Here is a 21,213-nt window from a genome sequence, read left to right on the forward strand (position 1 = left end):
TGCAAAAAAGCCTGCTCGTTGAGCAGGCTTTCGAATTTGGTCGGTGATAGAGGATTCGAACCTCCGACCCCTTCGTCCCGAACGAAGTGCGCTACCAGGCTGCGCCAATCACCGAATGCGGGGCGCATCTTACTGCTGGGATGCACACCCGTCAATGCCTTATTAGCAAAAAATCAATCAAGCGACGAAAAACTCAGCAACTTATCGCTCGCTTCGCTTTTTCAGTTTCTTCAATGACACTTCGCCTCAAACTCTTTGCGGTGTTCCGATACCGTGCAGGTTACCGTTTGTCCCATATATTGCGTCCCTGCAGGCTTAAATTCAAAACTGCCCAGCAGCATGGTCAATTGCCCTAGCCCAGGACAATCCTGCCGATGCATCATAATGTCTGGACGAGAATCACCGCTAATCGAACGGGCAATATCCGAATAAGCGAGTGAATCCGCTAACTTATTCGCACAGAACTGGAGCTCGCTTTGCGCCATCAGCGCAACCTGTCCCGTTAAATCAGCATGATTATCGATTAATAACTGGCGTATTTCTCCGCTACGGCTATATCCTATCGCCGTATATCCCGCTTTGTTTTTAAGATTGACGTTAGCACCAGCGGCAAGCAGGGCAACAACGCTCGATTTTTTCTCCATTTTCACGGCCATCATCAACGCGGTGAAATCTTTTGAAGAGAGAAAATCAACCTTTGCCCCTCGCTCCACCAGCGCTGAAATTACAGCTGGCGCGCCATAGGCGGAGGCAATCTGCAAGGGTGTCAACCCATCGCGGTTGGTTTGATCGACATCCAGCCCCGGTAACGCCAGCATGTTTATCAGTGTAGGGTCAGTGCTTACCGCAGCCAGCATCAGAGGCGAAGTTCCTTCGTTGTCCGCCTTGTTCACATCCGCGCCAGCATCTGTTAACGCTTTAATCACCGACGCTGAACGATTGTGGTTAATCGCCTGGTAAAACGCCGTCTCGCCATCATTATTGACCGCATTCACATCCGCTCCGGACTTTAAAAGCAGTGCGACGATCTCCTCACCATTTTTCTTCAATATACCGGGCGCGGCTTTTAAGGCCATATCTTCGGTCATCAGCGCGCTACCGTTTCTGGCCAGCGACCGCTCCGCTGTCGCTGCGACTATTTTATCAAGCACGCTCTCTTCTTCTTGAGGGGCGCCCGGTTTTTTCAACTCGATAATATGCAGATAGTCATCCTTGACCTCCTCACCATCAGAAATAGCAGACATCAGTGCCGTATTCTTGTTTCGGGTAACCAGATTCACATCCGCTTTTGCATGAATCAAATCGGAGATAATGGCAGCTTCACTTCCCCTTGCTGAAGCCAGCATAAGAGCCGATGTACCGGCTCGAGTCTGGATATTTGGTTTAGCATGATGCTTCAGCAGCAGTTCAACGACTTCCCGGCGATTTTCTGCAGCCGCCACCATTAACCCGGTAATGCCTGCTTTGCTTTTACCATTAACATCAATGCCGTTATTCAGCATGGTTTCAACATTTACGACGCTGTCGTATTTACAGGCCAGCAGAAACGACAGGGTTTCCTCCTCTGACTGACAACCAGCCAGTAAAAACAAAAATAACAGGCTCAAACACTTAATGAGGTTCATTCTTTCTCTCCATGAAAGCACGAGCACAGGGTGGAACGAGAGAAACAGGAAAGGAACAGCGAGGAGAAACAGCCTGGTAAACGCGTCCATTGTGCGAAATAAAAAATCCCTCACACGGCACAAGCCTTGTGAGGGATTAACTTATCCTGGTCTCAGGAAACGAAAACAGACCCGAGATTCTGAAAATAGACCGTACGTCTTACTTTTTCCGACACCAATTGTTGTTTTCATTGATCCCGCCATCCGGCGAGGTATAACCAAGACAACCCATAATGGTGTCATACAGCTCAACGTGACGGTGCGGAGCCTTCGTCGCCGCCTGCTGCTTGAGACGCGCAAAGGAGGCGGCATGGTCCGGGTTCGCCAGATATTTATCCGACATCCAGACCATCATCGGCACGCGGAACTGCTCCGGCGGCGCCATCATGCGCGGCGTACCGTGCAGATGTTCGTGTTCATTAATCGACTCGCCGTGATCGGCGGCGTAGAACACGATAGCCTTTTTATCCCGCAGTTGGTCCAGCACGCTGACGATAAAGTGATCCACGTAGGTGACGCTGTTATCGTAGGAGTTAATCAACTCGGCCTTCGAGCATTTGCTGTCCACGCCGATACACTCCGGTTTCCATTGCGCGAAGCTGCGCGGATAACGCTGGGTGTAGTTAAAGTGCGATCCCTTGGTATGCAGGATAATCAAGCGCTTGCCATCAGGATTTTGCTCCATGCCGCGCTTCATTTCATCGACCAGCAGCATATCATCCACGTTCTTGCCGCGATTGCGCGGCTCGGCGCCGATCTGCTCGCGATAGGCGATATTGTTGGCCATCGTATTGCTGTAGAACCACATCTCACTCTGCATGGCGTACAGGTCGCCTGCAAAGCCCAGCTGATGCAGTACGGCAAACACATTCTGCTCTTTCAGCGTCCGTTGCGGATTATCATCCGCCCCGCCCTCGCGTACGAACATACAGCGCAACGATAACTTGGTGGCGGTATCGCAAGAGGTGCCGCGGAAGGCGACAAGATTCTTCTCCTGCGCCAGCTTCGGCGTGGTATTACGGTTATAGCCGAGAATACCCATATGATCCCAGCGGGTGGTCTCGCCGATAATAAACACCACGTAAGTATCATCAAGATCCTGCGGCGCCACATAGGTAAATTTTTTCGCTGGGTTAATCAGCGACTTATTATCAGACGATTCATCCACCTGCGCCCAGGCGTACAGCCCAAGCGCCGACAGCCAGTTCGAAGGCAGATACGAGTTGGCAATGACGCCGCCGTAGCTTGGCATATCGACTTCAGAGTTACGCTCGATATCATGCTGACGTAGCTCAAGCAGGCGAATCGGCCCCCAGACCATCAGCCCGGCCAGTACGACTATCAGGATATTTTTCACCCGCTGACCCGGCGTTTTGACCTGTTGCAGCAGCGTCTTACGGCAGCGGTTGCTCCAGATAAGAAGGAGCGGCAAAACGCTAACCGCGGCCAGCCACAGGATCAGATGCCAGCCGATAACCTCTTTCGACAGGTCAATATCGGTGGTCATCACCGAAGCGATTATGCCGTAGCCAATGACCACATTAAGGAAAGTCATGTAATAACTTGCCCCAGCGGAAAACAACACCACCAGCGTAGCTAAGATGCGCCAGACCCGGCGACCAAATAACGAGAGCAGACGCAGCAGGAAGAAGGTGACCAGCACCGTCGCCACCAGTTCCACCACTCCGGACAACCCTTTCCAGACGGTAAACTCTTGAGCGTAACCATCGAAACGACGGAAAAACACCGCGGCGTTCATAAACCAGCCGATGTACAGCGCAAGCCAAAAACTCAGCTTCTGCTGTGACATCGTTTTAATGTATTTCATGCAAGCAAACCTGGGAAACGAAGAGATAAAACCGCCCTGATTAAAACGATATAAACAGGAAGATTAATTAAGTGCGTCTGGGTTGGTTATCGGAAACCTCTACAAAGCGCGCTAAGTAGACCACAGCAAATGGCAAAAGTATCCGCGAGGAATGTGATTCAGCCAGATATTTACAAAATATCTGGCTGGCAAGGCATTATTAGCTTAGGAAAGGTGACGCTATCAGGCGTGCGCCTGGTGGTAAATTTCGCTTTTCGGCTGGCGAATTGTGGTGGAAAGCGCCAGTGACAAAATCAGCAGAGCGAAGATGACACAGAAGGTGACATAGAAGCCGCCGAACACGGAGGCAATCAGCGAACCGCAAATACTACCGATACCGAAGCCGAGATAAATCACACCGTAGTTTTTCGCCAGGTTATTGAGGCCAAAGAACTCGCTTACCAGCGAAGGGAAGACGGTAATGGTGCCGCCGAAGTTAAAGGCCACACAGGCAATCGCCGCAAAGAAGGTCATCGCATTTAGTGGCGCGAACAGCAGGGCCGCCATACCGACCAGGGAGACCACCTGACCGATGGTAATCACGCGGATACGGGAGATCTTATCAGACAGGATGCCCAGCACCAGGCGGCCGCTCAGGTTGGCGATAGAAATCACGGTAACCGCATTCGCCGCCGTCGCCACATCGAGGTGCACCATACCCTGGGCGATATCTTTTGCTACGCCAATCACATACAGTCCGCTCATGCAGGCCGTCAGGAACATCACCGCCAGCATCCAGTACTGCGGTTTACGCATGGATTCAGCGAGGGTGAAATCATTTTCGACGACGCCGTTAGCGGTGGTTGTCGCGGGATGATTCGGCGCATCTTTCATCAGGGTGGCGCCAAAGACGATCATCACCAGTACGATAGCGCCCCAGATAACAAAGGTTTTTTCCAGCCCGACCGTCGCCAACAGGTGGCTATCGATAAATTTAAAACCGAGGCTGCCAAGGCCATAAGCGCCAATCGAGAAGGCGGAAATCAGACCTTTACGCTCCGGGAACCACTTCACGCAGTTCGACAACGTCAGCAGATAGCCCGCGCCGTCCGCCAGACCGACCAGCAGGCCGGCGCTCAGCCACAGCATCATCAGGCTGTTGGCATGGGCCGTGAGGAAAAACCCGACGCCAAGCAGGATACCGGATGCCATGGTGACGCGTTTCACGCCAAAGCGTTCCTGCAATTTACCGGCAACGGAAGAGGATAACGCCAGCCCAAGACTTAACAGGCCGAAGGAAAATGCCACCTGGCTTACTGGCTCGTCCAGTTTGCTGGCCAGAGAACTATTAAACAAACTCCATGTATAAACCGATCCCAGTGCGAATTGCGTAATGATCGTGCCAATCAGCGTGAGCCAACGGGTATATTGAGTGTTTGCAGCGTTCATAGCAGATGTCCTGAAGGATTAACTGCCGCCACAATAACCAAATCCCCAAATCCGGTGGGGGAAAACGGCATGAACTGCCATCAACGAGGAATGAAATGCATTTATGGCGGAATGAATGACATTGCAAAACATTCATTCCCTAAATTTTACCTAAAAAGTTAGTGTGCGCTATCTCACAGAAACGCGCCGTTACTGAGATTTAACAGTAACGACTGAGTTTCAAATGCGTAACAAAACAGGTTAGAAATTGGCGCTGACGCCCATCAGATATAGCGTGTTTTCACCCGACGGCACATTATCCGCCTGCGAAAGTGTGGCCCATGCCGCCAGATGAGAACCAAGCGGCATATCGGCGCCCAGCGTCACATCGCCCCAGCTACCGTCTTTGCCGCGGCTAATCGACGCATTGTTATCGATAGAGATAGACTGGTTATAGCTCACCTGCGCCCATGGATGCACGCCCCACAGCTGCTGATAATCCATACGCCAGCCGAGCGTGTTGACGTAAATACTTTCGCCCGCGCGACGCGTCGCTGGCGGCGGGTTGAGATCGCTACGCAAGCTGGCGACCGGCCCGGAGGTCACGCCGCTGGCCAGTGAATAGTTCCATCCCACGCTCATGCCGTGCCCCAAATCCGGCGGCGCCAGCGCCTGATTCAATGCCAGTCCGGCGGGCGCTTCTGACGCTCTCATACGCTCGGCAAGAATGTCTTCATAACGCGGTTGGTGATCGCTATCCCATGTATAGCGTTCGGACGTATTACTTTTTGTATCGTTAGCGATATATTCCTGTTGCCAGGCATTAGCGCCTGAAACACACGACACCCAGATAGTGATGCACGCCGGGATCAACCCACCCCGGAGGCCATTGCATTTCTTTATTATCATTAATGCGACTCCAAAAGAGCCGAATCGGCAATGTTGCTGTGTTTTTATACTCAAAATAATTCGAGCTGCCGCCCACTTCTACGCAACTTGAAGTATAAGGAGTTGATGGGAAGTGGTTTCCCTGTATTAACTATTATCTTTATCTTTCAGCCGTCAAGGCGGATGAAAAAGTTTTCTGACGAAAGGGAGAGAAACATGCAACGTTGCGGATGGGTAAGCCAGGATCCTCTTTATATCCAGTATCACGATAACGAATGGGGAGTCGCCGAGAGAACGCCGCAAAAGCTGTTTGAAATGATCTGCCTCGAAGGCCAGCAGGCGGGGCTTTCGTGGATAACCGTACTGAAAAAACGGGAAAACTATCGTCAGGCCTTTCACCAGTTCGACCCAGTTCGCGTAGCGGCCATGGATGAAGCAGACGTCGAGCGCCTGCTACAGGATGCGGGCATCATCCGCCATCGGGGAAAGATCCAGGCCATCATCGGCAATGCGCGGGCGTTTCTCGCCATGGAAGCCAACGGCGAAGCATTCAGCGATTTCGTCTGGTCATTTGTCGAGAACCAGCCGCAAATTACCCATGCCGCGACGCTCGCCGAAATCCCCACCACCACACCAGCCTCTGATGCCCTATCTAAGGCGCTGAAAAAGCGCGGCTTTAAGTTTGTCGGCTCCACCATCTGTTATTCGTTTATGCAGGCCTGCGGGTTAGTCAACGATCACGTGACAGGCTGCTTTTGCCACCCAGGGAGACCAGCATGATCCAAAAATGGGATGCCACAGAGACCGGCCCGCTGCTCGAGTTGTGGCTGGAAAGCACCATTTATGCGCATCCGTTTATTGCCGAAAGCTACTGGCGGGAGAGTCTGGAAGTCGTGCGCGATGTCTATCTCCCCGCCGCCGCCACTTGGGTGTGGCAGGAGAATGACGCGCTGAAAGGGTTTGTCAGCGTGATGGATTCGCGCTTCGTCGGGGCGCTTTTCGTCGCCCCGCAAGCGATCCGCCACGGTATCGGCCGCGCGCTGCTTGATGAGGTCAAGCAGCACTACGACTGGCTAAGCCTGGAGGTTTATCAGAAAAACGTGCGGGCGGTGAATTTCTACCACGCGCAGGGCTTCCGAATAGAAGACTGCGCATGGCAGGACGACACCCAGCACCCAACCTGGATTATGCATTGGCCGGCGGATCAAATGCGCTGAGCGCCAGCGCGGGCCCATCATATTTTTCCAGCCATGCCAGCGCCGTATTCCCGGCGCAACCGTTGCCCAGACGCGAGGTCGGAATATCTTTCGTCAGCACGTTCACCGCACCGTTTTTGCATATTCCGGCATCGGGGTCGATATCCGGCCATGCGCCTTCATGCAGGCAAATCACCCCCGGACGAATACCTTCCGTGACCACCGCGCCGGCCAGTACCTGACCACGTGAATTCCACACCCGCACCAGATCGCCGTCGATGATATTGCGCGCCTGCGCGTCCAGCGGATGGATAGTCAGCGGCTCACGCCCGGCCACCGCATACCTTTCGCGCAGCGAGGTCTGGTTCAACTGGCTATGCAGGCGGTGCGCCGGATGGGCGGAAAGCACCTGTAGCTGACCTTCCTCGGCGTTGCCGTGCCACTCATCAGGTTCGAGCCACATCGGGTGCGGCGGACAATCGGCATAGCCAAAGCCGGCAATGGTCGGCGAGTGAATTTCAATTTTCCCGCTCGCGGTTTTTAACGGGTTAGCCTGCGGGTCTGCGCGGAATGCCGCGAAACGAGAGAAACGGGCGTTATCCGGGTTTTCCGGCATTTCAATTAGCTGGTTAGCCTGCCAGAATTCGGCAAACGGCGGCAGCGTCACCTGCTGCTGCGCCCCGCGCTGGGCGGCAATCTGGTAGAAGCTCTCCAGCCATTGCAAATCGTTTTTTCCTTCGGTGAAGCGTTCGCGGCCGCCCGCCTCCCAGCGTTCGCTCAGATCCGCAAAGACATCAAAATCGTCGCGCGCTTCATCGCGTGGCGCGACCACCCGCTTCATCGGCACCAGATGCTGATTGCTGTAGTCCCCGGTCATGGTCAGATCGTTGCGCTCAAACGAAGTGGTCGCCGGTAAGACGATATCGGCATGGCGCGCGGCGGCGGTCCAGAAGCATTCGGAAATCACAATCAGCTCCGGCTTCTGCCAGGCCTGAATCAGGCGGTTGGTATCTTGATGATGGGTAAAGTTGGCGCCGCCCGCCCACCAGATAAAGCGGATGTCGGGAAAGCGCCGCGTCATCCCGTTGTGCTGATAGCTTGCCCCTGGGTTTTCCAGCGCCTCAACGATACGGGCGACCGGGATTTTTTCCACCGCGTCTACGCCGCCCGCTACGCTGCCCTGCATGGAAGCCAGCACCGCGGCGCGACGCGTCGGGTTGCCGCCGTTGGCAAAGTGGTAAGAAAGCCCAAAACCGCCGCCTGGCGTGCCAATCTGCCCCAGCATCGCCGCCAGCGTCACCAGCATCCAGTGTTTTTGCTCGCCGAATTGCTGGCGCTGCATGCCCCAGCCGGACATCAGCATGGTGGTGTTTTCGTGGAAAAGTTTCGCCAGTTCGCGGATTTTATCCGCCGGTACGCCGCAGATTGCCGCCGCCCATTCGGCGGTTTTGGCGATGCCATCGCTTTCACCACTCAAATAGCGGGCGAAAATGTCATAACCGCTGGTACAGCGGGCGAGGAATTCATCGTCCTGCCAGCCATGCTCTACCAGGGTATGGGCGATCCCCAGCATCAACGCGACGTCAGTGCCCATATGCGGCGCGATCCACTCCATTGATTCGCCAAAGAAATCAACGCTTTCCGATCGCATAGGATCGATGCAGATCAGCCGTTTGCCGCTCTGGCGCAGGCGGTCAAACCAGGGGATCCCTTGTTCATCCGAGGCGTTCCAGGCAATTTTCAGCGTATTCAGCGGATTGGCGCTCCACAGTACCACCACCTCGCTGTGCTCCAGGATAAGCGGCCAGCTGGTTTGCTGTTGATAAACTTCATTACCGCCAACCACATAAGGCATGATCGCCTGCGCCGCGCCGGTTGAATAATCGCCGAGGTGTCCGGTATAGCCCCCGGTAAGACTCATATAGCGCTGCAGCAGGGTTGCCGCCTTATGCAACACGCCGTTAGAACGCCAGCCATAGGAACCGGCGAAAATCGACTGCGGGCCGAAGCTTTCGCGGATCCGTCGATGCTGAGCATCAATCAGGTCAAGCGCCTGCTCCCAGCTTACCCGCACGAATTCATCCTGGCCGCGTACGCCCTGCGGCTGATGTGGCGAAGCAAGAAAGCCCTTTCGCACCATCGGATAGCGAACGCGAGTTTTACTGTGCACCTGTTCGCGCACCGCCGTTTGCAGCGAGTTGGCGAAGGGGGTGTCCAGCGCGCCGCGGGACGAAATCACATTTTCACCATCCGTCTCCACCAGCATTGGCCCCCAGTGGGCCGCGGTTAAGATGGTTTTAGTTGCAGATGAGGTTGGCAAAGCAGGCTCCTGGGTCAGCGAATGCAGGTGTTGTGACGGTTTGTTAGTCAACCGTTCAATGTTACTTACAAAAAGAGATACCCTGCGGGGAATTTTCTCCGTATTCGGACGTCATAATCAACCGTCACGCTTGCGGTGGCAAAGAATAAAAAGGATTAAGGAAATAAGATGAAAAAACGCGTACTCATGATTGCTGCTATCGTTAGCGGCACACTGGCTATTTCTGGTTGTACTACCAACCCTTATACCGGCGAACGCGAAGCGGGAAAATCCGGCATCGGCGCGGGTATCGGCTCCTTAGTGGGCGCAGGCGTCGGCGCGCTCTCCTCTTCCAAGCATGACCGCGGCAAAGGCGCGCTGATTGGCGCAGCAGCAGGCGCGGCGCTCGGCGGCGGCATCGGTTACTACATGGACGTGCAGGAAGCGAAACTGCGCGAAAAAATGCAGGGAACCGGCGTCAGCGTGACGCGAAATGGCGACAACATCGTGCTTAACATGCCGAATAACGTCACTTTTGACAGCAGCAGCGCCAACCTGAAACCTGCAGGCGCCAACACCCTGACCGGCGTCGCGATGGTGTTGAAAGAGTACGAGAAAACCGCCGTTAACGTCGTCGGCTACACCGATAGCACCGGCAGCAACGATCTGAACATGCGTCTGTCGCAACAGCGTGCCGATAGCGTCGCCAGCGCGCTCATCACTCAGGGCGTGGCGGCCAACCGTATTCGCACCACCGGCATGGGCCCGGCGAACCCGATCGCCAGCAACAGCACGGCGGAAGGCAAAGCGCAGAACCGTCGCGTGGAAATTACCCTCAGCCCGCTGCAGTAATCCTCTTGTTTCCGGCCCGGCAGCCTTCCTGCCGGGCAAAATGCTTGATATCGCTATTTTTCGCGCTAAGGTGTTGGCAGATTTTCAGCAAAGGAAGCCATCATGGCGAAAGCGGCGCGAGCAACCATCAGCGACGTGGCGAAAGCCGCGAAAACCGGTAAAACCAGCATTTCACGCTATCTCAACGGCGAAAAGCATCTGCTTTCCGACGATCTGCTGGCGCGGATTGAGAAAGCGATTGCCGAGCTCAACTACCGTCCCAGCCTGATGGCCCGTGGCCTAAAACATGGTCGTACCCGCCTGATTGGCCTGATCATCGCCGATATCACCAACCCTTACTCCGTGAACGTGTTAAGCGGGATTGAAGCCGCCTGCCGCGAAAAAGGCTTCACCTTGCTGGTGTGTAATACCAACAACGAAATCGATCAGGAGCTTCACTATCTCGACCTCCTACGCAGCTATCAGGTTGAAGGGATTGTGGTTAATGCGGTGGGCATGCGCGAAGAAGGCCTCAACCGCCTGCAGCAATCCTCGCTGCCGATGGTGCTTATCGACCGTAAAATCCCCGATTTCGCCTGTGATGTCGTGGGGTTGGATAACACTCAGGCCGCCACCACCGCCACCGAGCATCTGGTGGAAAAGGGTTTTGAAGCGCTGTTGTTTTTAAGCGAGCCGATAGGCTCCGTAAACACCCGCCGCGAGCGCCTGGACGCCTTTCGCGCGACTCTGCAGCGCCATACCGGAATAGTGGCGGAAAACGCCGAGGTCCCGCTCAACGACGGCGCCATGATGGATAACGTCCTGCGTCAGTTCCACGCCCGCCACCGCGGAATGCGCAAAGCGGTGATTTCCGCCAATGGTGCCCTGACGTTACAGGTCGCCCGTTCACTGAAGCGCGTTGATCTCATATGGGGTAGCGATATCGGCCTGCTGGGCTTCGATGAGCTGGAATGGGCGGAGCTGGCGGGCGTCGGTATCACCACCCTCAAACAGCCAACCTGGCAGATTGGCTATGCCGCGGTCGAACAGGTCGTCAGACGTATCGAAGGCGGCAGCGACCCCATCTGCGAGCGGGTCTTCTCCGGCGAACTTATCGTCCGGGGATCAACGTCTCGTTAACGATTCATCGTGATGACGATCATAAATTAAACATCCTGGCCTTTTCTTTGGAACCGGTACCATCTAGCGTAATAGGGAGTTAAGCCCCACCACGCCAGGAGTTTGTTCAATGGCCAGAAAAATCATTGTCGTCACCGCCGCTTATGGCAACGACCACGTTAAAGCGCTTGGCGGGCAGTCCGCCGTATTACCCTTTATCGCCGGTTCCGGCGCCGATGGCGTGGAAATTCGCCGCGAGCTGTTCAGCGCGGCGGAACTGAAGCAGTTGCCAATGCTGGCGGCCGACATTGAAAAACAGGGGCTGCTGGCCTGCTACTCCGCGCCACAAGCGCTGTTCACCGACCACGGCGAGCTCAATCCCCATCTCCCCTCGTTACTTGAGGAAGCGCAAACCCTCAATGCTCTGTGGCTGAAGCTCTCCCTCGGTCATTTCATCCATAACCAACAGCTGGAGACGCTGCGCGACATTCTGAGCGCCAGCGGCATGGCGCTGGTGGTGGAAAATGACCAGACCGATTGCGGCCAACTGGCGCCGATGCAGCGTTTCAAAGCCGCCTGCCGGGTCCATCAGATGCCGGTGACGCTGACTTTCGACATGGGGAACTGGCTGTGGGTCGGCGATTCGCCGGAAGAAGCCGCGCGCTACCTCGCCCCTGCAGTCAGCTATATTCATGTGAAGGCGGCGGAGCCTCATCATGAGAAGTATCGCGCCGTCCCACCGGACCAGGCGGACGCTCGCTGGCTGGCGCTGCTCGATAACCTGCCCGCCGACGCGCCGCGCGGTATTGAATTCCCGCTGGTCGGTGACGATCTGACCGCCGTCACCCGCCATTACGTTGATCTGTTACGCGAGGATTAAGCCATGGAAAACTTAGATGTCATTACCATTGGCGAAGCCATGGCGATGTTTGTCGCCACCGAAACCGGCGAACTGGAGGAAGTCGAACGCTTTATCAAACGCGTCGCCGGCGCTGAACTGAACGTGGCGACCGGCCTGGCGCGCCTGGGGCTGAAGGTGGGCTGGGTAAGCCGCGTCGGCAACGATAGCTTTGGCCGCTTCGTGCTGAATTCGCTGGCCAAAGAAGGTATTGACGCGCGCGGCGTAGCCGTTGACGAGCGCTACGCTACCGGCTTCCAGATGAAATCTAAAGTCGAAAATGGAACCGATCCCATCGTGGAATATTTCCGTAAAGGATCGGCTGCCAGCCATCTGTCGACGGAAGATTTCCGCGCCGATTACTTCACCAGCGCCCGCCATTTGCACTTAAGCGGCGTCGCCGCCGCGCTGTCCGACAGCTCGTATGCATTGCTGGAACATGCGGCCAGGGTGATGAAAGCCGAAGGGAAAACCCTCTCATTTGATCCAAACCTGCGCCCGGTACTGTGGAAAAGCGAAGCCGAGATGGTGGAGAAACTGAACCGCCTCGCCTTCCAGGCTGACTGGGTTTTGCCAGGCTTAAAAGAGGGCGTCATTCTCACCGGCCAACAGACGCCGGAAGGTATCGCTGATTTCTATCTGTCGCGCGGCGTTAAGGCGGTGGTGATTAAAACCGGCTGCGACGGCGCATGGTTCAAGACCGCCGACGGCGAACAGGGCGCCATCGCCGCGATTAAAGTCGATAACGTGGTGGACACCGTCGGCGCGGGCGATGGCTTTGCCGTCGGGGTGATCAGCGCGCTGCTGGAAGGCAAAACGCTGACGCAAGCCGTGAACCGCGGTAACAAAATTGGCTCGCTGGCCATTCAGGTACAGGGCGATAGCGAAGGGCTGCCCACCCGCGAAACGCTGGGCGAATAAACTTTTCACCTAAAACAGCCGTCCTGTACCCTACATGCAGCGCGGCACAGCAGCGCCCGTCCCGGCGGGCGTATGTCACCTCATTGACAGAGGCAAGCCTATGAACAGTTCAACAAATGCAGCAAAACGTTGGTGGTACATCATGCCTATCGTGTTTATCACGTATAGCCTGGCGTACCTTGACCGCGCCAACTTCAGCTTTGCATCGGCCGCGGGCATTACCGAAGACCTTGGCATCACTAAAGGCATCTCATCGCTGCTTGGCGCTCTTTTCTTCCTTGGATATTTCTTCTTCCAAATCCCTGGGGCAATTTACGCCGAACGCCGCAGCGTGCGTAAACTTATCTTTATCTGTCTGATCCTTTGGGGCGGCTGCGCCTCGCTGACCGGCGTAGTGCATAACATTCCGGCGCTGGCGGCCATCCGCTTTATCCTTGGCGTGGTGGAAGCGGCGGTCATGCCGGCGATGCTGATTTACATCAGTAACTGGTTCACAAAATCAGAGCGCTCGCGCGCCAACACCTTCCTGATCCTCGGCAACCCGGTCACCGTACTGTGGATGTCGGTCGTATCGGGTTATCTGATCCAGGCCTTCGGCTGGCGTGAAATGTTTATCCTTGAAGGGATCCCTGCGGTGATTTGGGCCTTCTGCTGGTGGGTACTGGTGAAAGACAAACCGTCGCAGGTGAACTGGCTGGCGGAAAGTGAAAAAGCGGCGCTGCAGGAACAGCTGGAGCGCGAACAGCAGGGTATCAAAGCGGTGCGTAACTATGGCGAAGCCTTCCGTTCACGCAACGTGGTACTGCTGTGTATGCAATATTTCGCCTGGAGCATCGGCGTGTACGGTTTCGTACTGTGGCTGCCGTCAATCATCCGCAGCGGCGGCGAAAACATGGGGATGGTCGAGGTAGGCTGGCTCTCTTCAGTACCCTATCTGGCGGCAACGATTGCGATGATCGCCGTCTCCTGGGCTTCCGATAAGATGCAGAACCGTAAGCTGTTTGTCTGGCCGCTGCTGCTCATTGGCGGGCTGGCGTTCATCGGCTCGTGGGCCGTCGGCGCCAACCATTTCTGGGTCTCTTATACCCTGCTGGTGATCGCCGGCGCGGCCATGTACGCCCCGTATGGCCCGTTCTTTGCGATTATCCCGGAGATGCTGCCGCGCAACGTCGCCGGCGGCGCGATGGCGCTGATCAACAGTATGGGAGCGCTGGGTTCCTTCTTTGGCTCGTGGTTCGTCGGCTATCTCAACGGCGCAACCGGCAGTCCGTCCGCCTCGTACATTTTCATGGGTGTGGCGCTTTTCGCCTCGGTATGGCTTACTTTAATTGTTAAGCCTGCTAAGAATCAAAAACTTCCGCTTGGCGCTCATCACGCCTGAACTACTTACGCTACGGAGATTCGCATGAAGCCGTCTGTCATTCTCTATAAAACGCTTCCCGACGACCTGTTACATCGTCTGGAGGAACATTTTTCCGTCACCCAGGTGAAAAACCTGCGTCCGGAAACCGTTTCGCAACACGCGGAGGCCTTCGCCCAGGCGGAAGGTTTACTGGGTTCGAGTGAAAAGGTTGACGCCGAGTTACTGGAGAAAATGCCGAAGCTGCGTGCGACCTCTACCGTTTCCGTCGGCTACGACAATTTTGATGTCGATGCGTTGAACGCGCGCAAGATTTTGCTGATGCATACGCCGACCGTGCTGACCGAAACCGTCGCCGATACGGTGATGGCGCTGGTACTGAGCACCGCGCGTCGGGTGGTTGAGGTCGCTGAACGCGTGAAAGCGGGCGAATGGACCAAAAGCATCGGGCCGGACTGGTTCGGCTGCGATGTGCACCATAAAACCTTAGGCATCGTCGGCATGGGCCGCATTGGCATGGCGCTGGCGCAGCGCGCGCATTTCGGTTTCGGCATGCCGATTCTGTATAACGCGCGTCGTCAGCATCCGCAGGCGGAAGAGCGCTTTAACGCCCGCTACTGCGATCTCGATACCCTGTTACAGGAAGCGGATTTCGTCTGCCTGATCCTGCCGCTGAGCGAAGAGACCCACCACCTGTTCGGCGAAGCGCAGTTTGCCAAAATGAAATCTTCCGCCATCTTCATTAACGCCGGGCGCGGTCCGGTGGTTGACGAGCAGGCGCTGATTGCGGCGCTGCAGGCCGGTGAGATTCACGCCGCCGGTCTTGATGTCTTTGAACATGAACCACTGGCAAAAGATTCGCCATTACTGAAACTGCCGAACGTGGTCGCGCTGCCGCATATTGGTTCAGCGACCCACGAGACCCGCTATAACATGGCGGCCTGCGCGGTAGACAATCTGATTGACGCGTTGAACGGCAAGGTAGAGAAGAACTGCGTGAACCCGCAGGTGAAGTAAGCGAGGAAAGGAAAAGCCCGGCTGACGGCGTTTGCGCAGTCAGCCGGGAGAACAGCGATATACTGATTAACGCGTGGCGTTAACCGCCGCCGTCCAGGCCTGATTAAAGGCCTGATGCTGAGCGGCCAGCGGAGCAATCAGCGCATTATACTGACTCGCCTGTTGAGACGTCGGGAACTGAATACCGTTAGCCACGAAGCTCACCTGCGTCCCCTGCTGAGCGACAAAATCACCCACCTGGACCAGCTGCTGAGTAAAGATCTGCGCGGCCGGGATCAGCGGCTGCAGCGCATTCGCCGGCGCCGTCACGACTTTATTAAACACCTGGTCATAAACCGGCTTAAGGTCTTCAGCCTGCTTCAGCGCGCCATGCGCAGCATCGGCCTGCATTTTGGCGTTTTCCAGCTGCTGGCTCAGCACGCCCAGAGCGCCGTTAGCCTGACGCAGCGGTTCACGTTGAGTGGTATAATCCTGCGCCACGCGAATGGCGTTAACGCTATCAACCACCGGGCGCAAACCCGCATCCATCGCCTGGCTGACCTGCTGTGAATAAGCGTAAATCACCGCATAATCGGAAACGAAGGGGCCGAACTGTTTTTTCTGATCGGCAGTAAGCGTTGGCAGACGTTCGCCGCTACGCATCGCCGTATTCTGCAGGAAGTCGATGAACGCTTTGCGCTGATCGCCTTCTTTATCAAAACACCCACTCAGGCTAACCACCATTAATATGGCCGCAACGGCCGCAAACCAGCGAGAGCAGGACTTTCCTGTCGCCATTTTTTTACTCCTTCAGCCAAAAAAAGCGCAAACAGGCACACGCGTGCCAGACGCTGACAAGGATAGTCCAGGACGGGCTTGCAGGATACCCTTTCCTGATAATCTTACCGCGGAAAACGCCCTTTTTCGCCTCCCCGCGTAAGCCAGGCCCGCTGTTAAGTTCATCACATTTAACGCGATAACGTAACCCGCAAAAATAGTAAATATCTTTTTGATTTAATTAAAATTAATGAAATCACCAGCCAAATAAATGGGCAAAGCGGACGATAATCGCACGCTTCCTGAAGGCGGCGCATTGTCTACAGGCAGGTTCAATGGTTTGATTAATGAGCGATTAACGGCGTTATGTTCGATTATCGCACAAACAACATCAATGACAGCGAGGGAGACTATAACAATACCTCTGTCCCCCGCTCAGCCTGCCAGGAATGCCGTATGAAGAAAACAACCATCGATATTCAGGCTTTTATCAACGAACATCCATTCACCAAGTACCAATGGATGATTCTCGCCTTATGTTTTATTACCGTCGCGATGGACGGATTTGATACCGCGATTATTGGTTTTATCGCCTCAGACCTGGTACAGGAATGGGGCGTTGAGAAATCCGCGCTGGGCCCGGTAATGAGCGCCGCTCTGGTCGGGCTCGCCGTCGGCGCGCTGACGGCCGGGCCGCTCGCCGACCGTATTGGCCGCAAGAAAGTGTTGATTATGTCGATCCTGGTATTCGGCGGCTTTAGTTTGTTAACCGCGTTTGCCAGCAGCCTTAACCAGCTGACATTATTACGCTTCCTCACCGGGTTGGGCTTAGGCGCGGCAATGCCGAATGCCGCGACGCTAATGAGCGAATATGCTCCGGAACGCCGCCGCGCGCTGATGGTAAACCTGATGTTCGTCGGCTTTCCGATGGGGTCGTCGCTGGGAGGGTTTCTGTCAGCCTGGATGATCCCGCATTATGGCTGGCAAAGCGTGCTGGTGCTTGGCGGCGTGATGCCGCTGCTGCTGGCGGTAGCGTTAATATTCCTGCTGCCGGAATCCGCCCGCTATATGGTCGTGAAACGGCAGCCGGCACAACGCATCGCCGCCATCCTGAAGCGTATCGCGCCGCTGCCGGATGCGGTTGAATTTGAGCTACGTGAAGCAGGCCAGGTGAAGGAAAAGTCAGCCATTGGCGTGATTTTCTCCCCGCGCTACGCCGTGGGCACCGTGATGCTGTGCCTGACCTATTTTATGGGATTGCTGATTTTCTATCTGCTGACCAGCTGGCTACCGCTGCTGATCCGTGAAACCGGAGCCTCGATGAGCCAGGCTTCTATCATCACCGCCCTGTTCCCACTCGGCGGCGGGATTGGCGTGCTGATCCTCGGCGCGCTAATGGACAAGATCAACCCTAACAAGGTGGTTGCCGTCGGCTGGCTGCTCACCGGCGTCTTTGTTTGCCTGGTCGGATTCTCAACCAGCAACCTGCTGTTGATGGGAGTAATGGTGTTTATCGCCGGCAGCATTATGAACGGCGCGCAATCATCAATGCCGGCGCTGGCTGCCGGTTTCTATCCAACCCAGGGCCGTGCCACCGGCGTTGCCTGGATGCTCGGTATCGGCCGCTTCGGCGGGATCCTCGGCGCCTTCAGCGGCGCTTTCCTGATGCAGGCGCAATTGTCGTTTGAGACCATCTTCACGATGCTGGCGATCCCGGCGTTTTTATCGGCCTTCGCCCTGGTAGTGAAATACAAAATGAGCCAGCGCCAACCTGCCGTTAAGCCAAATGACGGTAAAAACCTACAGAAAGCCTAATCAATCCAGCCAGCGCCTGCGCTGGCTTTTTCTTCCGCTAACCATCATTTACATAAATTTTCCAAAGCCGCTGTCGATGTTAGTAATCATCACCTTAGCTTTCACATTCACCTCTTTTGCGGGTGATTAACGAAACCACGCTAACAAATAATCACAGTGGTTATTATTTTCCTTGCTTTTGCGACTATTCTTAAATGGCTCGATGTATTTTCCTCTCCGCAGTGAGACAGAATAGGAGCTCTCAATGGAATATAAAGATCCCGTATTTGATTTGTTGAGTAACCTGGAACAAATTGTTTTTAAAGATCAGCCGCAAACGGCCACGCTTGCCCGTACCCCAAGCGTTTTTAATGAATTTGAACAGCTGCGTAAGGGCACAGGACTTAAGACCGATGATTTCGCCAATGCCATGGGCGTCAGCGTTGCGATGGTTGAAGAGTGGGAGTCGCGACGGGTTAAACCGTCATCCACGGAGCTCAAACTGATGCGCCTGATGATGGCCAATCCGCAGCTCTCAAGGCAGCTAATAGATTGAAAAACTGGTTTACTATCTTCTTTTGGTAACGGTCCTGATGCAGGGCCGTTTTATATCCTGATGAAAAAAAGTTTGCTATCCGACTGAGAACATGCGTTAATGCTCGCAGGTTTGATTTACAGACCACAGAGCAGTCGAATAGAGCAGTCCTTCAAAGGTTATCCATTAGATATCCCCGTAGTGAACTTTCCCTTTATCGCTTTAAATCTGTAGTCCAGACCACTACGCCGCAAGGCTCACTAATTTTTTTAAAGGTAATTCACTATGTCCGGTAAAATGACTGGTATCGTAAAATGGTTCAACGCTGACAAAGGCTTCGGCTTCATCACTCCTGACGATGGCTCTAAAGACGTGTTCGTACACTTCTCCGCTATCCAGAACGATGGCTACAAATCCCTGGACGAAGGTCAGAAAGTTTCCTTCACCATCGAAAGCGGCGCTAAAGGCCCGGCAGCTGGCAACGTAACTTCTCTGTAAGTTCAAGCCGCTAAGAATAATAAATCCCTGCCTTATAGCGGGGATTTTTTTTATCTATTCCCGCGCCATACCCTCACCGATAAACAATCACAAGGACAATCCAGATCCGGCAACGTATCCGGCACCAGGTGGGAACAGCACTTACCATCGCAGCCTGTGATAACATCACAACCATCGCAAGCACCGCGCTTTCTTTCCGGTTTACGTCTTTTTTTACCCGCTGGGTTAGCCGCTAATTTTTGTAGCTTTAGGGTTTCCGCAGCCGCCCGACAGTCGGCAAATCGCTGACGAATTTCCCGCCAACCGTCAACGACGCCTTTGTTATGAATAATGTCTTTTACCGCACCTGAACAACCTTGCGTATGATGTAACACGCCATAGGCACAGCGGTAGCCTTTACGGGGAGAGACAATCCGTTGATAGAAAACAATTAATTTTAAAATTAGGTTGTCCATATATACCTAAAATATGCGGGCTATCAGTCATCATATTCCTGCCGATCGCCCGCGGGTATAAATGAATTCCCAAAAATGGACGCTTTTAAATGACAGTAAAATGCCAGCCCGTTTCCCGCCACTCCAGACAATGGGTCAGCTTCAGACCCTGTAAAAATGCCTCATCATGCGATACCACCAGCATGGCGCCGGGAAACGCCGCCAGCGCGCTTTCAATCGCCTGCGTTGAAGCCAGATCGAGATGATTGGTTGGCTCATCCAGTAGCAGCAGTTGGGTTGAGTCCCGCCGCCAGAGCACGCAGGCAAGCGCCGCTTTCAGTCGTTCGCCGCCGCTTAGCGCCGCTAGCGGAAGACTCACCTTGTCAGCCCCCAACTGGAGCTGCGCCAGACGGCTACGCAGCATTCCTTCATCCAGCGGAGTGTTTCCTAAGTTCAAGTGTTCCATTGCCGATAGTGATAAATCCAGCTGCGTCAGATGCTGATCGAGATACGCCGCGCTCACCGATAGCCGAACATCGCCAGAGGTTGCCTGTTCCAGCCCCATCAGGGTTTTCAACAATGTTGTTTTGCCACAGCCGTTTGGCCCCCTTAGCGCAATACGCATCGGGCCATCCACCCGCCAGTCGAGCGGCGCGGGGGATGAGTGAGCTAACTGCAGTGATTCCAGCACCAGTACCTGCTTGCCGGCGGCCACTTCACTGCCCGGCAGCGTAAACATCACCGGATTATCTTCTTCTACCCGCTCCCGCGCCTGCTGCACGGCGGCATTCAGGCTACTGTTCTGCTCTCGATGCTGACGGCGCAGCGTTCCCGGACGCTCTTTTGCCGCCCCTTTGTACTTCACGCGTTCGAAAGAAGCGATATTCAGCGCATCGACGGTACGCAGCGTCTGCGCCGATCGCCGCTGGGCCGCATCATGCTCCTTTTGCATCCGCGCCCGGGTGCGCCGCCGTTCGATTGCGGCATGCTCCAGCGCCGAGCGGGCGGCCTGTTGCTCCGCTTCATGCTGCTGCTGATATTCGGCATAATTACCACCGTAGCTGCGCAGCGCCGCCGGCGTCAGCTCAATAATCTTCGACATTCGAGCCAGTAATTCACGGTCGTGGCTGGCGATTAATGCCCCGCCCCGCCAGATTTCCAGTTGCTGATACAGCCACTCCCGGCCCTGACGATCGAGATGATTAGTAGGTTCATCCAGCAGCAGATAGTCCGCGCCGGAAACTAACGCGCCGCACAGCAGCGCCTTCATTCGTTCGCCGCCGCTGAGCGAAAAAGCGGGACGATCGGCGGAGAATGCCGGGAGATCGGCATCGCGAAAGGCTGAACTCAGGCGATCGGGCAGATCCCAACGACCATCTAACAGTTCGAAGTCATCCGCCAGCCCTTTCCCCTGTTCAAGACGGGACAAGGCGTCAAATAGCGGTGCATAACCCAATAGCGAGGCAATGGTGGTCCCGGCCATGAGGGTCGGCTGCTGCGCCACCCAGGCAACGGAAACCGATCGTTCAATATGCCCGCCGGAGGGAGAATCGAGGCCCGCCAGCAGACGTAACAGGCGTGTTTTGCCAACGCCGTTGCGACCAACGAGGCCGCAACGCAACGGTTCCAGCGATAAATTCAGCGGGCCAAAAAGCGTCTGTCCCGTCGCGAACTGACAGGTGACCTGATGTAAAACAAAAGAGGGGGTGTGGGCGCAATGAGCCATAAGCACTCCTGAATGAAATCAATACTCCCCTACCCGCAGCCT

At 55.2% G+C, this 21,213-nt stretch carries 19 protein-coding genes and 1 tRNA gene; 11 read left to right on the forward strand and 9 right to left on the reverse strand.

Features of this window, described 5'->3' with window-relative positions; genetic code table 11:
* Window positions 1-37 precede the first annotated feature (37 nt).
* From ABLV17_RS02135 to ABLV17_RS02155, 5 genes are all read right to left on the reverse strand, one after another.
* Window positions 38-114 (reverse strand) — tRNA-Pro (locus ABLV17_RS02135).
* Window positions 115-230: 116 nt separating this feature from the next.
* A complete protein-coding gene (locus ABLV17_RS02140; protein ID WP_271032726.1) occupies window positions 231-1,625 on the reverse strand; it encodes an ankyrin repeat domain-containing protein in 1,395 nt (464 codons plus the stop codon).
* Between the two features lie 199 nt (window positions 1,626-1,824).
* Window positions 1,825-3,492 carry a kdo(2)-lipid A phosphoethanolamine 7''-transferase gene (eptB, locus tag ABLV17_RS02145; RefSeq protein ID WP_213317580.1) on the reverse strand — a complete coding sequence of 556 codons (1,668 nt, stop codon included), beginning with the start codon at window positions 3,490-3,492 and terminating at the stop codon, window positions 1,825-1,827.
* A 222-nt stretch (window positions 3,493-3,714) separates the two neighbouring features.
* Entirely contained in the window at window positions 3,715-4,920 is a 1,206-nt protein-coding gene (locus ABLV17_RS02150) for an MFS transporter (RefSeq protein ID WP_020077719.1), read from the reverse strand.
* Between the two features lie 240 nt (window positions 4,921-5,160).
* A complete protein-coding gene (locus ABLV17_RS02155; RefSeq protein WP_162750192.1) occupies window positions 5,161-5,745 on the reverse strand; it encodes an autotransporter outer membrane beta-barrel domain-containing protein in 585 nt (194 codons plus the stop codon).
* Between the two features lie 258 nt (window positions 5,746-6,003).
* Between ABLV17_RS02155 and tag the strand changes: the two genes are divergently transcribed.
* Together tag and ABLV17_RS02165 are read left to right on the forward strand one after the other, a co-directional pair.
* The gene (gene tag, locus ABLV17_RS02160; protein WP_087859093.1) at window positions 6,004-6,567 is read left to right on the forward strand and encodes a DNA-3-methyladenine glycosylase I; all 564 of its coding nucleotides are present in this window, start codon (window positions 6,004-6,006) and stop codon (window positions 6,565-6,567) included.
* Entirely contained in the window at window positions 6,564-7,004 is a 441-nt protein-coding gene (locus ABLV17_RS02165; protein ID WP_042893599.1) for an N-acetyltransferase, read from the forward strand. The genes tag and ABLV17_RS02165 overlap by 4 nt, the downstream gene beginning before the upstream one ends.
* Here the strand turns inward: ABLV17_RS02165 and ABLV17_RS02170 are convergent.
* Window positions 6,973-9,303: a molybdopterin guanine dinucleotide-containing S/N-oxide reductase gene (locus ABLV17_RS02170; protein ID WP_213794183.1), complete on the reverse strand. Its 2,331-nt coding sequence runs from the start codon at window positions 9,301-9,303 to the stop codon at window positions 6,973-6,975. The two genes, ABLV17_RS02165 and ABLV17_RS02170, sit on opposite strands and share 32 nt — an antisense overlap.
* A gap of 168 nt (window positions 9,304-9,471) precedes the next feature.
* On the opposite strand from ABLV17_RS02170, the gene ABLV17_RS02175 reads away from it, so the two are divergent.
* The 6 genes from ABLV17_RS02175 (at window position 9,472) to ghrB (ending at window position 15,428) form a co-directional block, all read left to right on the forward strand.
* On the forward strand, window positions 9,472-10,134 hold the full coding sequence (locus ABLV17_RS02175; protein WP_015369222.1) for an OmpA family lipoprotein: 663 nt from the start codon (window positions 9,472-9,474) through the stop codon (window positions 10,132-10,134).
* 102 nt (window positions 10,135-10,236) lie between these two features.
* Complete coding sequence (locus ABLV17_RS02180; protein WP_087858980.1) at window positions 10,237-11,253, forward strand: LacI family DNA-binding transcriptional regulator; 1,017 nt, start codon at window positions 10,237-10,239, stop codon at window positions 11,251-11,253.
* Between the two features lie 109 nt (window positions 11,254-11,362).
* Complete coding sequence (locus tag ABLV17_RS02185; protein WP_348854064.1) at window positions 11,363-12,112, forward strand: sugar phosphate isomerase/epimerase; 750 nt, start codon at window positions 11,363-11,365, stop codon at window positions 12,110-12,112.
* Window positions 12,113-12,115: 3 nt separating this feature from the next.
* Complete coding sequence (locus ABLV17_RS02190) at window positions 12,116-13,051, forward strand: sugar kinase (RefSeq protein WP_271032724.1); 936 nt, start codon at window positions 12,116-12,118, stop codon at window positions 13,049-13,051.
* Window positions 13,052-13,151: 100 nt separating this feature from the next.
* Complete coding sequence (locus ABLV17_RS02195; protein WP_087858977.1) at window positions 13,152-14,432, forward strand: MFS transporter; 1,281 nt, start codon at window positions 13,152-13,154, stop codon at window positions 14,430-14,432.
* A gap of 24 nt (window positions 14,433-14,456) precedes the next feature.
* A complete protein-coding gene (gene ghrB, locus ABLV17_RS02200; protein ID WP_213794185.1) occupies window positions 14,457-15,428 on the forward strand; it encodes a glyoxylate/hydroxypyruvate reductase GhrB in 972 nt (323 codons plus the stop codon).
* A 66-nt stretch (window positions 15,429-15,494) separates the two neighbouring features.
* On the opposite strand, the gene ABLV17_RS02205 is transcribed toward ghrB, so the two are convergent.
* The gene (locus tag ABLV17_RS02205; protein ID WP_045375371.1) at window positions 15,495-16,205 is read right to left on the reverse strand and encodes a DUF3053 domain-containing protein; all 711 of its coding nucleotides are present in this window, start codon (window positions 16,203-16,205) and stop codon (window positions 15,495-15,497) included.
* Between the two features lie 435 nt (window positions 16,206-16,640).
* Between ABLV17_RS02205 and ABLV17_RS02210 the strand changes: the two genes are divergently transcribed.
* From ABLV17_RS02210 to cspA, 3 genes are all read left to right on the forward strand, one after another.
* Window positions 16,641-17,999, forward strand: a complete 1,359-nt coding sequence (locus ABLV17_RS02210) for an aromatic acid/H+ symport family MFS transporter (RefSeq protein ID WP_213794186.1) — start codon at window positions 16,641-16,643, stop codon at window positions 17,997-17,999.
* A 244-nt stretch (window positions 18,000-18,243) separates the two neighbouring features.
* Window positions 18,244-18,534: an HTH-type transcriptional regulator gene (locus ABLV17_RS02215; protein ID WP_087858974.1), complete on the forward strand. Its 291-nt coding sequence runs from the start codon at window positions 18,244-18,246 to the stop codon at window positions 18,532-18,534.
* A 264-nt stretch (window positions 18,535-18,798) separates the two neighbouring features.
* Complete coding sequence (gene cspA, locus ABLV17_RS02220) at window positions 18,799-19,011, forward strand: RNA chaperone/antiterminator CspA (RefSeq protein ID WP_000014594.1); 213 nt, start codon at window positions 18,799-18,801, stop codon at window positions 19,009-19,011.
* Between the two features lie 50 nt (window positions 19,012-19,061).
* Here cspA and yidD read toward each other — a convergent pair whose 3' ends face one another.
* Both yidD and ABLV17_RS02230 read right to left on the reverse strand, forming a co-directional pair.
* A complete protein-coding gene (gene yidD, locus ABLV17_RS02225) occupies window positions 19,062-19,466 on the reverse strand; it encodes a membrane protein insertion efficiency factor YidD (RefSeq protein ID WP_213794187.1) in 405 nt (134 codons plus the stop codon).
* 85 nt (window positions 19,467-19,551) lie between these two features.
* Complete coding sequence (locus tag ABLV17_RS02230) at window positions 19,552-21,171, reverse strand: ABC-F family ATP-binding cassette domain-containing protein (protein ID WP_213794188.1); 1,620 nt, start codon at window positions 21,169-21,171, stop codon at window positions 19,552-19,554.
* Window positions 21,172-21,213: the final 42 nt, after the last annotated feature.

The organism is Klebsiella sp. CN_Kp091 (assembly GCF_040065095.1).
In the GTDB taxonomy this organism is placed as follows: domain Bacteria; phylum Pseudomonadota; class Gammaproteobacteria; order Enterobacterales; family Enterobacteriaceae; genus Klebsiella; species Klebsiella aerogenes.